This window comes from Bacillus mycoides, assembly GCF_001757995.1.
Classification (GTDB): Bacteria; Bacillota; Bacilli; order Bacillales; family Bacillaceae_G; genus Bacillus_A; species Bacillus_A mycoides_B.
In genome coordinates, this window is sequence record NZ_LXLV01000065.1 from 1 (window position 1) to 12035 (window position 12035).

The 12035-nt window shown below is 36.9% G+C and carries 14 protein-coding genes; 1 reads left to right on the forward strand and 13 read right to left on the reverse strand.

Going from position 1 to position 12035, the window contains the following annotated elements; all coding sequences use genetic code 11:
• Positions 1-4 precede the first annotated feature (4 nt).
• Positions 5-88, forward strand: coding sequence for a hypothetical protein (locus BWGOE10_RS34085; RefSeq protein WP_367890491.1), 84 nt, complete (start codon positions 5-7; stop codon positions 86-88).
• Between the two features lie 305 nt (positions 89-393).
• Here BWGOE10_RS34085 and BWGOE10_RS21855 read toward each other — a convergent pair whose 3' ends face one another.
• The 13 genes from BWGOE10_RS21855 to mtnN all read right to left on the reverse strand — a co-directional run bounded on the left by BWGOE10_RS21855 (position 394) and on the right by mtnN (position 12033).
• On the reverse strand, positions 394-603 hold the full coding sequence (locus BWGOE10_RS21855; RefSeq protein WP_000764044.1) for a glycine zipper domain-containing protein: 210 nt from the start codon (positions 601-603) through the stop codon (positions 394-396).
• 247 nt (positions 604-850) lie between these two features.
• Positions 851-1228: a MaoC/PaaZ C-terminal domain-containing protein gene (locus BWGOE10_RS21860; RefSeq protein ID WP_070144935.1), complete on the reverse strand. Its 378-nt coding sequence runs from the start codon at positions 1226-1228 to the stop codon at positions 851-853.
• A gap of 111 nt (positions 1229-1339) precedes the next feature.
• Positions 1340-1798 carry a GNAT family N-acetyltransferase gene (locus tag BWGOE10_RS21865; RefSeq protein WP_070144936.1) on the reverse strand — a complete coding sequence of 153 codons (459 nt, stop codon included), beginning with the start codon at positions 1796-1798 and terminating at the stop codon, positions 1340-1342.
• A 57-nt stretch (positions 1799-1855) separates the two neighbouring features.
• Complete coding sequence (locus tag BWGOE10_RS21870) at positions 1856-2383, reverse strand: GNAT family N-acetyltransferase (RefSeq protein WP_070144937.1); 528 nt, start codon at positions 2381-2383, stop codon at positions 1856-1858.
• A 293-nt stretch (positions 2384-2676) separates the two neighbouring features.
• The gene (locus BWGOE10_RS21875; RefSeq protein ID WP_070144938.1) at positions 2677-3072 is read right to left on the reverse strand and encodes an ankyrin repeat domain-containing protein; all 396 of its coding nucleotides are present in this window, start codon (positions 3070-3072) and stop codon (positions 2677-2679) included.
• Positions 3039-3857, reverse strand: a complete 819-nt coding sequence (locus tag BWGOE10_RS21880) for an ABC transporter ATP-binding protein (protein WP_070144939.1) — start codon at positions 3855-3857, stop codon at positions 3039-3041. The genes BWGOE10_RS21875 and BWGOE10_RS21880 overlap by 34 nt, the downstream gene beginning before the upstream one ends.
• Positions 3844-4872 (reverse strand): FecCD family ABC transporter permease, encoded by a 1029-nt coding sequence (locus BWGOE10_RS21885; RefSeq protein WP_070144940.1) that lies wholly within the window; start codon positions 4870-4872, stop codon positions 3844-3846. Before BWGOE10_RS21885 ends, BWGOE10_RS21880 begins: the two co-directional genes overlap by 14 nt.
• Before the next feature lie 5 nt (positions 4873-4877).
• Positions 4878-5825, reverse strand: coding sequence for an ABC transporter substrate-binding protein (locus BWGOE10_RS21890; RefSeq protein ID WP_070144941.1), 948 nt, complete (start codon positions 5823-5825; stop codon positions 4878-4880).
• Positions 5826-5972: 147 nt separating this feature from the next.
• The gene (locus tag BWGOE10_RS21895) at positions 5973-6209 is read right to left on the reverse strand and encodes a YrhC family protein (protein WP_070144942.1); all 237 of its coding nucleotides are present in this window, start codon (positions 6207-6209) and stop codon (positions 5973-5975) included.
• A 126-nt stretch (positions 6210-6335) separates the two neighbouring features.
• Positions 6336-8939, reverse strand: a complete 2604-nt coding sequence (gene adhE / locus BWGOE10_RS21900) for a bifunctional acetaldehyde-CoA/alcohol dehydrogenase (RefSeq protein ID WP_070144943.1) — start codon at positions 8937-8939, stop codon at positions 6336-6338.
• A gap of 255 nt (positions 8940-9194) precedes the next feature.
• Positions 9195-10328, reverse strand: a complete 1134-nt coding sequence (locus tag BWGOE10_RS21905) for a bifunctional cystathionine gamma-lyase/homocysteine desulfhydrase (protein ID WP_070144944.1) — start codon at positions 10326-10328, stop codon at positions 9195-9197.
• A gap of 3 nt (positions 10329-10331) precedes the next feature.
• Positions 10332-11255, reverse strand: coding sequence for an O-acetylserine dependent cystathionine beta-synthase (locus BWGOE10_RS21910; protein ID WP_070144945.1), 924 nt, complete (start codon positions 11253-11255; stop codon positions 10332-10334).
• A gap of 82 nt (positions 11256-11337) precedes the next feature.
• Positions 11338-12033 carry a 5'-methylthioadenosine/S-adenosylhomocysteine nucleosidase gene (gene mtnN, locus BWGOE10_RS21915; protein WP_070144946.1) on the reverse strand — a complete coding sequence of 232 codons (696 nt, stop codon included), beginning with the start codon at positions 12031-12033 and terminating at the stop codon, positions 11338-11340.
• Positions 12034-12035: the final 2 nt, after the last annotated feature.

The window sequence follows — 12035 nt, forward strand, 5'->3', positions numbered from 1 at the left end:
ATACATCTATCATTATAACTACAAACGATTCCAAAAACGACTCAATCATCGAGCTCCGATCGAATATCGAATTTCGATGGCTGCATAGTCTTTTTTACAGTTGTCTACTTGACGGGGATAAGTCCAACCAGTCTGTCCAAAATCAGGAAGAATTCATCCATCAATTGTTTGGACTTGCACCATAAGATACGATTCCGTTAGGGATATATGCGCTTTATTCTCTTTTATTTTATTTTTGCACCAGAACCGCTTGTTGAACTAACGCACCCGTTATTTTAAGTGAATTGATTCACAATCTTACTGGGAATTTACCTAAAAAAGCTGAATTAGCTTAATAAAAAAAGGACTCCCTTTTTGGGAATCCAATTCATTCAGTGTCACTTTGGTTAAAGTCTAATCTTCTCGGTTCGCAACACTGTCATTAGCCTCATCGGCACCTTCGCCGACTTTGTTACCCATCGCTCCTCCTGCAACAGCTCCTGCAACGGTACCAAGTGGACCAAGAACAGAACCCAAAGCAGCTCCAGCGACAGCACCGACACCAGTTCCTACCGCTTCGCCAGCATCATTATCGACACGGTTACGTTCGTTTTTATCAGCCACTCATCTCACTCCTTATTTAGAATAGGCAAGTGCTTTCCAGCACAATACCTTACATATTTTGCCCTATAAGGACAGATTTATGCGAAGTGTTAGAATCCTGAGAATTTAGCAAACCGGCGCTTTATATGGCGATACCCCTATAATAAAAAGGTAGGAACATTTTGTACATATCAAATATGTTCCTACCTTTGATTTTATTGAGTTTAACATCTATGACCTAAATGTGAAATTTTAACAGGCTTCTTTTTTATTCCCTTATAATTCCATAACTCGTCCCAACTAGTACGGTCTTTTCATGTTGATTGCGATAAACGGACTCAATTGAAACTTTTTTATATCCTTCCATTTGCTCAATATTTGTTAATGTTAATTCACAAGTAATCGTATCACCTGTAAAAACCGGCCTAATAAATTCACTTACTAATTCCCTCGCTATGTAATGTAACTCTTCTCCTACTTTCGTACCAATGCTAGCAGTCAATAGACCATGAACCATTAATCGCCCATTCTCATCATATTCCATATGATGTCTACCTTTATCGCCTGTAATATTTGCAAATTCAAAAACTTCTTCCTCCGTAAACCTTCTTTCGTATTTAAATACATCCCCGACTTTTATATTCATTTTTATCCCCCGTTTAATAAACTGAATTTTCTTTTATTTTATCACAAAATAAGTCTCAGTTCAGTTTATATTATTAAAATAGCGATCCTTTTTCTTCACTGCCTTATATTTTTATCGATGCCCATCCTTTTTTGCCACTTGATACCCGTAGTACGCACATGTTCCATTTCTTGATAACTCTCTTACTTCAAAACCACAACTTCTATAAAAATCAAAATTGTTAGCGGATGTATGCGCAAACCAATCACCATGCGGCAGCTTTTGTAAACAAAGAGCTACAAGTTTCTTACCTAACCCTTTTCCCCTATACTCACACTTCACAACTAAATTTACTATGTTAGCAACCATGATTTGATCAGAAATCACTCTAACCATCGCGACCATTTCTTCTTCATCCCAAATTGTGAAAGCCCATGTGGAATTTTCAAATGCTATCGTAAATTTTTCAATTTGCCAAGAAGGGATATTTTCATTACTCCAACCGGCATCTTCAAATAATGTCTTAATCGCATATGCTGGCACTCCATTCGTTCCTTCACGAATAATAAGTCCATTATGATAAATATACATGTAATCCCCCCTTTATTTTTTATATACCATTCTCCAAAAGATGCAATTCACCTTTTTTCATCCAACCCGCTTAATAGCATAAACGAGAACATCCATCTCATGAAATGAAGTTGTTTTCTCATAACTAAGCCCTGTTTTTCTAGCAACAAATATTGAAGCTGGGTGATTCGGATTAATAAGTGAAATTAATTTATTCATTTGTAATGCTTGAAAACCATAGTCTCGAAATGCTGCCGCAGCCTCTTTCGCATACCCCTTCCCCCAATACTTAGGAAGTAGCCAATAGCCAATCTCAATTTCCTCTTTTCCATCTACCTTCTGCTTGACAAGCCCTGCATGACCAATTCGTATCCCTGTTTCCTTTTCAATCATTACAAATAAACCGAGACCATTTTTATAATTTGGAAGTACCCGCTCCTCCAAACTTTTTTTACATTGCATATATGTTTTTAACGTTCCATTTCCAATATAGCGCATTACCTTCTCATCCCCCCATAAAGAAGCATAAAACGGTAAATCATCCATTGTATATTTGCGAAATTGTAAACGATTTGTATGAAACACTCTTTTATTCACTCCCATCATTTTGAACCTCATTACATAACTATATATTTCAAACTACTTAAGTGTTAAATAATTTTTATCAAGAAAGTTGAAAAAAGAAAGAAAATTCAGTCTTATAAAAATGTATTATATCAAAAAAAAGCAGTAGACAAAAGAGTGTCTACTGCATCCATATCATAACTAGTATAAAGAAAACTACAATTGAGGGGGTGTAGGATTTTCATATATACTAGATACTTATCCCGTTCTAACGGGCGGTAAACCTTCCAATCTTTTGAGTGGAAAGTTTACCGCACATAAGAACTTTGCGGTCGTTAAGAAAGCACTGTTAAGTACTCAAATACACGCTGAGCTTTTTCTCCACCCATTCGTGCATGTTGAAGTAGCGAGATACCATGCGGACCAGGTGCAAATAATGCTTCTGGTTGTACTACTAAAATAACTTGTACGACTTCAAGTTCCCCAAGCATAGCCGCTGCAAAAATATCCATCCGAGCTCCTTTTTCCAGTAAATAAAGAGCAATATCTTTACGACCTACATGTGCAGCTGCTCCTAAAGCACTTTCCCAATCTGAGCCACCCCAATTATAGGCGGCATGAAGTAAGCTTGGCGATTCAGCTAACAGTTCCTGTACTTTTTCTAGATCTCCGTGAGCTGCCATAACAAATTCTCTTACTAATTCAGTGGTAATACGCTCTTCTGTTTGCATCTCGCTTCTCCTTTTTTAGAAATTCGTTTCGGTGTAAAAAATGGCTTGTCGCTTCCTTGAAAAATATCTACTTCTATGCCAAATACACGCTGAAACATTTGATGACATAATACTTCTTCTGGTACCCCGTCATACTGAATCTTTCCTCGCTTTAATACGAGTAAACGATCGCTATATTGAGCCGCTTGATTAATATCATGTAAAACCATTACAATCGTCATACCAAACTCTTCGTTTAATCGTTTAACAAGTTCCATTACTTCTAACTGGTGGACGATATCTAAAAAGGTTGTTGGTTCATCTAATAGTAAGACATTTGTGCGTTGTGCAAGCGTCATTGCAATCCAAGCACGTTGCCTTTCTCCTCCTGATAAGGATTGTAAAAGACGATATTCATATCCTTCAAGATTTGTAACAGACAATGCCCAATCAACAATTTCTTCATCTTCTTTATTTAAGCGACTACTCCATGATTTATGAGGACCTCTTCCGAACTCTATTAGTTCTTTCACTGTTAAATCTAATTGATGATCGTGCATTTGTGGTAACATTGCTAATTGCTTCGCTACATCTGCACTCTTCATCATATGAATATTTTCCCCATCTAAAATGATGTCTCCTTCGCTTTGTTTAAGTAGCCGTGCTATTAAACGAAGCAAAGTAGATTTCCCCGATCCATTCGGACCGATTAAACTAACGATTTCTCCAGCTTTAATATGTATATTCATATTTTGCATTTGAAATCTTTCAGAATGTGCGTAAAACACTTTGTTAACGGAAATCACGTTGTTTTCCTCCTCTATGGATTAAATATAAGAAGAACGGACCACCTAAGAAGGACAATAAAATACCAACAGGCAATTCGATTGGATCGAACCAACTTCGAGCTATCACATCCGCAAAAACAAGTAATATCCCACCACCAAGGCATGATAATGGCAGTAAATATTTATAGTCATTTCCAACTAATAAACGTAACATATGCGGTACAACAAGACCGACAAATCCAATAAGTCCGGAAACACTAACCGCAATTCCAGCTAATAATGTACTTACTACTATTAAATAAAACCGGCTTCTTTCCACGTTATGCCCTAATAATTTCGCCATTTCATCTCCGAGCATTAATACTCGAATGTGTTTAATACCGAAGAAAGCTAATATAATAGCGAATATTGCATAGTAAATAATCATATTTAAATGAGCCCAGCTCACACCACCAATACCGCCAGCTAACCACGGTAACACGGATTGTACTTTATCACTATGTAATAACATTAATGCTGACGTTGCTGCACCAATTAATGCATTGATTGACACACCTACTAAGACGATTCTTGAAGGCGGTGCCCCTTTTTGCCATGATAAAGCATAAATGACCATCGCTGTTATGAAAGCTCCTAAAAAAGCTCCTAGCGGTAAGAAAGCCATATGCTGTGGAAATAAAATCATGATTATTATTGCTACAAGGCCTGCTCCTGATGAAACTCCAATAATTCCAGGGTCTGCAAGAGGGTTTCTCATAACCCCTTGCAGTAATGCTCCAGATGTAGCTAAACATGTTCCTACTATAAACCCAACGAGCACTCTCGGTATGCGAAGATCCCACACAATTCGATGAACTGTTGACCCTTCATCTTGTATACCCTCTATAATGTCTCGTAAAGAAAAAGATAAGCTCCCTGCGAAAAGACCGTAAAAAAGACCTAGAAATGTTAATACGACTAAAGTAACTGTTATTATCCATCTTTTTCTCGCAAAAGGATGTTCCTTTTCTCTTACTATTTCACTACTCTCCATACTTATCATTTCCTTACATCTTGTATACTTTTATACATAAAGTCCATCGCTTCTGTTACTTTTGTCCCAGGATTTGATCCAAATAAATCTGGTGGTAAAATAACAACACGATTTTGTTTTACTGCATCTAAATTTTTCCACGCTTCATTTTTCATCATTTCGCCTTCAAATGCTTTTTTCACACTATTGGGATCTCCATGTGTAATTAAATAAATCACATCTGGATTTGCTTCAATAATACGTTCTACACTTAGCTGTGCATATTGCGGATACTCTTTCATTTCTGGAAAACCAGCTGCGATATTTTTCCCGCCCGTTTTTTCTAAAATATCCCCTGATAGAGATGTTGGTAATGCTGCTAAATAAGTGCCTGGTGCTCCATAAACTAGCAATGCTTTAATATCGCTCTTTTTCTCATATTTCTTCATTTGATCATTAATTTTTTGGTTAAGCTCTTTTGCTTTATCTTCTTTCTTCATTACTGTTCCATACATTTCAATACTCTTTTGAATATCTTTTACAGAGTTTGCTGAAGAAATGATTACTTTTGTTCCTTGTCCTTCAACCGTTGGAATATTTTTTTGGAACCCATTATTAGCAATAAGTACGTCTGGCTTTATACTAGCAATTTGTTCAAAGTTTGGCTGATGTGCATTTCCAATTACTTGTGTTTTTTGCAAATCTTCTGGAAGGGGAATTTTTGCATCTGGACGACCGACGATTTTCCCTCCTAAAGCATGGATAATATTCATATCCCCCATACTTAACGTCGCAAAACTTTCAGGAACTTTATTGAATGTTATCTTTCTGTCTGAGAGATCGGTAATTTCGATTTTGTCTGTTCCTTTGTCTGTTTTTGTTGCGGATGCTTTTTCGTTTTCTTTTGCACTGCAGCCTATTAATAAGAAAAAAATAGATAAGATCGCTGTGAACAGCGTAATGGATTTTTTCATACTTTCACCCCTAAGTGATAATGATAATCATTAACTACTACTCTACTTTAATTGATAAGGATTATCATTGTCAATATGAAACGCATACATTTTCTACAAAAATGAAAAAACGCTACAAAAAGATTTCTTCTTTTCGTAGCGCCCTATTTAACAATTTTCTTCATATTCGCTCTCCTCTAATTGGTCACGCATCATTCTAACACGCTTAAAGAAGAAAAAAGCAAGAACTAAAAATACAATAATACTCCCCATCATAACAAAAGACTGCACCATATCTTTGACTCCACTTGGAATTAATAAACCGATCATTAAAAATGTACTTATAGATAAAAGTACTTGTCCGAAACGGGTATAATCTGCTATTTTTTCTTGTAATTCTTTCATCTCTTTATCACTCCCATCCTCACTTTATCACATTCTATCAAGCTTAAAGACAAGTAAATAGAACCAAACTGGGAGATGTTTTCCAAAGTAAAAAAGAGCCGCTTAAATGCGGCTCTTTTTTATCTATTATACGCCTTTATACGCTTCCATATAGACTTCTTTTAGCTCTGAAATGAGCGGTAATTTTGGATTAGCTGTTGTACACTGATCTTCAAACGCTCTTTCTGCTAACATTCCAACAACCGCTTCAAATTGTTCTTTAGCGACTCCTTGTCCTGCAATACTCATATTAATATTCAATTTTTCTCCAAGCGCAATAATTGATTGGATAAGTGATTCCACACCTTCTTCTGTTGAACTCGCTGGAAGCCCCAGCATTCTTGCAATATGTGCATAGCGTTCATCTGCCACAAAATGCTCGTATTTTGGGAACAATGCGTGTTTCCTTGGCTTAATAGCGTTATAGCGAACTACATGCGGCATAAGAATTGCATTTGCACGTCCGTGTGGAATATGGAATTCTGGTCCAAGTTTATGTGCTAAACTGTGATTAATACCAAGGAAAGCATTAGCAAATGCCATCCCCGCAATCGCAGAAGCGTTATGCATTTTTTCTCGCGCCTCTTCATCATTTCCATCTTTATATGCTCTCGGTAAATATTTAAATACGAGATCAATTGCTTTTAACGCTAAACCGTCCGTATAGTCATTTGCCATAACAGACACATATGCCTCAATTGCATGCGTTAATACGTCCATGCCGGTATCTGCTGTTACATGAGGTGGTACTGTCATTACAAATTGCGGATCAACAATTGCTACATCTGGTGTTAATTCATAATCCGCAAGCGGATATTTTATATTATTTTTCTTATCTGTAATAACCGCAAATGGCGTCACTTCTGATCCCGTCCCTGATGTTGTTGGAATGGCAACAAATTGCGCTTTATTTCCCAAGTTCGGATACTTACATGTACGTTTTCTTATATCTAAAAACTTCTGTTTAATTCCATAGAATGTTGTTTCGGGGTGCTCATAGAAAAGCCACATCCCTTTTGCTGCATCCATAGCTGAACCGCCACCAAGTGCGATGATTACATCTGGCTTAAAGCTTCTCATCATTTCCGCACCTTTAAAAACAGTTTCATCTGATGGATCTGGCTCAACCTCGAAGAAAACCTCGACTTTCACATCATTTGCATGTTTACGTAAATAGTGCGTGACCGTATCTACATATCCATGCTCAACCATTCCTGGATCCGTTACAATAAATGCACGTGAAATATTAGGCATGTTCGCTAAATATGCTGTAGCATGTTTTTCAAAATAAATTTTTGGTGGTAATTTGAACCACTGCATATTCTTTTTTCTATTTGCCAACCTTTTTATATTTAGTAAATGAGTAGCTGTTACATTTTGGGAAACTGAGTTTTTTCCGTAGGAACCACATCCAAGCGTAAGTGATGGAATAAATCCGTTATATATATCACCAATTCCCCCTTGTGATGAAGGCGCATTTACAATGAGACGGCAAGCTTTCATACGCATTCCAAATTGTTTTTGTAATTCTTTATTTGTAGAATGGATGACTGCTGAATGCCCTAAACCGCCAAGGTCTAGCATTTCTTCGCAATATGTAAATCCTTCTTCTAATGAATTTGCTTTTACACAAGCTAATACTGGACTCAGTTTTTCACGAGATAGTGGATACGCCGATCCAATCCCTTTAATTTCAGCTACAAGCATTTTTGTATCTTCAGGCACAGTAATCCCTACTAATTCGGCAATATACTGTGCTGATTTCCCAACAATATCACTATTTACTGCACATGTATTTTCATTAATAACAAGCTTTTCTAAGTTTTTTCTCTCTTCTTCTGTTACAAAATAACAATTATTTGCAATCATTTCTGTTTTAACATCATTATAGATTTCCTTATCTACAATGATAGCTTGTTCTGACGCACAAATCATACCGTTATCAAATGTTTTCGATAAAATCAAATCATTAACAGCACGTTTTACATGTGCCGATTTCTCTATATAACAGGGTACATTACCTGGACCTACACCTAACGCTGGTTTGCCAGTAGAATACGCCGATTTCACCATACCAGCTCCTCCAGTTGCTAGAACGAGCGCAACACCTTCATGATTCATTAATTGTTTCGTTGCTTCAACAGAAGGTCTGTCAATCCATTGAATGCAGTGCTTTGGTGCACCAGCCTTCAATGCAGCATCGTATACTGTTTTCGCTGCTGCAATAGAACATTTTTGTGCAGAAGGATGGAAAGCGAAAATAATTGGATTTCTCGTTTTTATCGCGATTAATGCTTTAAACATCGTTGTCGACGTTGGGTTGGTTACTGGCGTTACTCCAGCTACTACACCAACCGGTTCCGCAATTTCTATTATTTCTTCATGAGGATCTTCATGAATAATTCCTACCGTCTTGTCTTTCTTTATAGTATGCCAAATATATTCAGTGGCAAAAATATTTTTAATGCATTTATCTTCATATACACCACGACCCGTTTCTTCAACAGCCAACTTCGCAAGTGGCATATGTTGATCAACACCTGCAAGCGCCATTTCATGAACAATGTTGTCAATTTGCTCTTGTGTAAAACCTTCTAATGCTTGTAAAGCTTTTTGACCGTTATCTACTAACGTATCAATCATCTCTTTTACCTCTTGCATTTCATTTACAACTTTCTCTTTGACTACCATGTAAATTTCCTCCTATTCTGCTATCTTGGACTTTATAAGTCTCTACAGGCTATAAAAAGTCCCGATTAGCGTAAAAAAATAGAGTTACCTTCCTACATGAATCTCATTGTTTGTGAAGTTTTTCACAAGATTGTTCGTGAGTAATATTTCATGACTTCACTATACATGAAATCATTTTATTTGTGTATGTCCATTTTGTGAAATTTTTCACAAAAAAATTTTAAAAAGTACTGCTCTATAAGCAGTACTTTCTCATTATGCTAACGCTTGTGCTAAATCTTCAATCAAATCTTCACCATCTTCAATACCGACAGAAATACGAATTAGTGTATCTGTAATCCCTAATTCTTTACGGCGATCAGCCGGAATAGACGCGTGTGTCATTTGTGACGGAATAGAAATTAAACTTTCTACTGCTCCTAAGCTTTCAGCAAGTGTGAAGTATTGTAACTTCTCAAGTACTCTATTTAATGTTTCCTCACTATCTACATCGAATGAGATGATTGCACCAAATCCATTCGCCTGTTCTGTTGCTAATTCGTGATTTTGATGTGATTCAAGACCTGGATAATATACTTTATTTACTTTCGGATGGTTATTTAAAAACTCAGCAATTGCGCGTGAATTTATTTCATGCTCTTCCATACGAATTCCTAATGTTTTTAAACCGCGAAGTAGTAAGAAGCTATCTTGTGGTCCAAGAATACCTCCTGTTGAGTTTTGTACGAAATGAAGGTCTTCTGCTAGTTGCGGGCTATTTACAACTACTAGGCCTGCAACTACATCACTATGCCCACCTAAATATTTCGTTGCACTATGAAGTACAATGTCTGCTCCTAAAGAAATTGGCGACTGCCAATATGGCGTCATGAATGTGTTATCAATAATTGTTAATAAATCGTTTTCTTTAGCAAGAGTGGATATTTTCTTAATATCAGTAATTTTCAGTAATGGATTCGTTGGTGTTTCCACATAAATCGCTTTCGTATTTGGGCGAATTGCTTCTACAACTTCCTCTAGGTTTGTTGTATCTACAAATGTATGCTCAATGCCGAAACGGTTTAGTACTTTTGTAATAACGCGGTACGTCCCGCCATAAACATCATCTGTTAAAATGACGTGATCTCCTTTTGAGAATAGCATAATAGTTGCTGTAATAGCTGCCATTCCTGAACCAAATGCAAATCCTGCATGACCATTTTCTAACACTGCAATCATTTCTTCTAAAGCTGAACGAGTTGGATTACCAGTTCTAGAATATTCATATCCTTGGTGCTTACCAACTGCTTCTTGTTTGTACGTACTCGTTTGATATATCGGCACGTTTACAGATCCAGTTGAAGGTTCTCCTATGCGAATACCATGAATTAACTTTGTCTTTGCTCTCATTTTTTATTCCCACCCTTTGTATATGTCTTTACTTAAATAGCGTTCACTACTATCAGGAAAAATCGTTACAATATTTGTACCTGGTGCTGCTTTCTCTGCCTCAAGTAAGCTTGCATGAAATGCTGCTCCTGAAGAGCTCCCAACTAAAAGGCCTTCTTTTTGTGCTAATTCTTTTACTCGTAAAAATGCATTTCGATCAGAAATCGTATGAATTTCATCAAAATAAGATGTTTTTAAAAATGGTGGAATGAATTCAAGACCAATGCCTTCTGTTTCATGTGAACCAGCTTTACCACCATTTAAAATAGATCCTTCTGGTTCTACAATAACCGTCTTAATATCAATATTTTTTTCTTTTAAATAAGACGCAGTTCCCATAAACGTACCGCCAGTTCCTGCACCCGCAACAAATATGTTAATCTCTCCATTCAGTGCGTCCCAAAGTTCAGGACCTAGTGTTTTGAAATAAGCACGAGGGTTTGCTTCATTAGCAAACTGACTTGGAGAGTATGAATTTGGTATTTCCTTTACTAGTTCTTTTGCCTTTGCAATTGCGCCGGTCATTCCTTGCTCAGTCGGTGTATGCACGACCTTGGCACCTAGCGCTTTCATTAATTCTTGTTTTTCAATACTAAATTTCTCTGGTACACAAACAATGACGCGTAAATCATGTTCTAACGCTGCAAGTGCCAGTCCAATGCCGGTATTTCCAGCCGTCGGTTCAATGATTGTTCCGCCCTCTGCAACAAGCCCTTTTTCTAACGCATCTTCGATTAATTCTCTTCCTAAACGATCCTTAACGCTTCCGCCTGGGTTGTAAAATTCAAGCTTTGCAAATAAACGGACTCCTTTCGGAAGTGAAAAACGAGTAATTTCCACGATTGGTGTATGGCCAATCAACTCATGAACTCCACGATATACATTCATCGTGTTCTCCCCCTTATTTGCCAATAAAGAAAAGGCAACTGTATGTATTTTCTTTATATGAGAAAGTTGCCTTTTTGTTACATTACTTTAACTCTGCTAGTACTTTTACGATAAAGTTTGTAGAATGAAGAGCTGCTTGATCTAAAAATTGATCAAATGAAACATTTGATTCTTTACCAGCAATATCAGAAAGTGCACGAATAATAACAAACGGAACTTCATATTGGTGGCATACTTGCGCAACAGCTGCTGCTTCCATTTCTACTGCATAAAGATCTTCAAATTTATCACGAATTGCTGCAACACGGTTCGGATCACTCATAAATGAATCACCTGTTGCAATCATACCTTTTACAACTTGAATATTTTCTTCTGCCTGCATACATTTCTCAGCTAATGCAACTAATGTCTCATCAGCTTTAAATCCAGGTGGCATTCCTGGCACTTGACCATATTCGTAGTTAAATGCTGTTACATCTACGTCATGGTGACGAACTTCTGTTGAAATAACTACATCACCAACATTTAGAGAGTGGTGGAATCCACCAGCTGAACCAGTATTAATTACTTTTTCAGGCTTATATTTTTCTAATAAAATTGTCGTTGACATCGCTGCATTTACTTTACCAATACCAGACTTTAGCAAGATTACTTCATGTCCTGCCAATAGCCCTTTCGTAAATTCACAACCTGCAACAGTTTCTGTTTCTGCTTGTTCTAGTTTGTCACGTAAAATACGTACTTCTTCTTCCATTGCTCCAATTACAGCAATTCTCAATC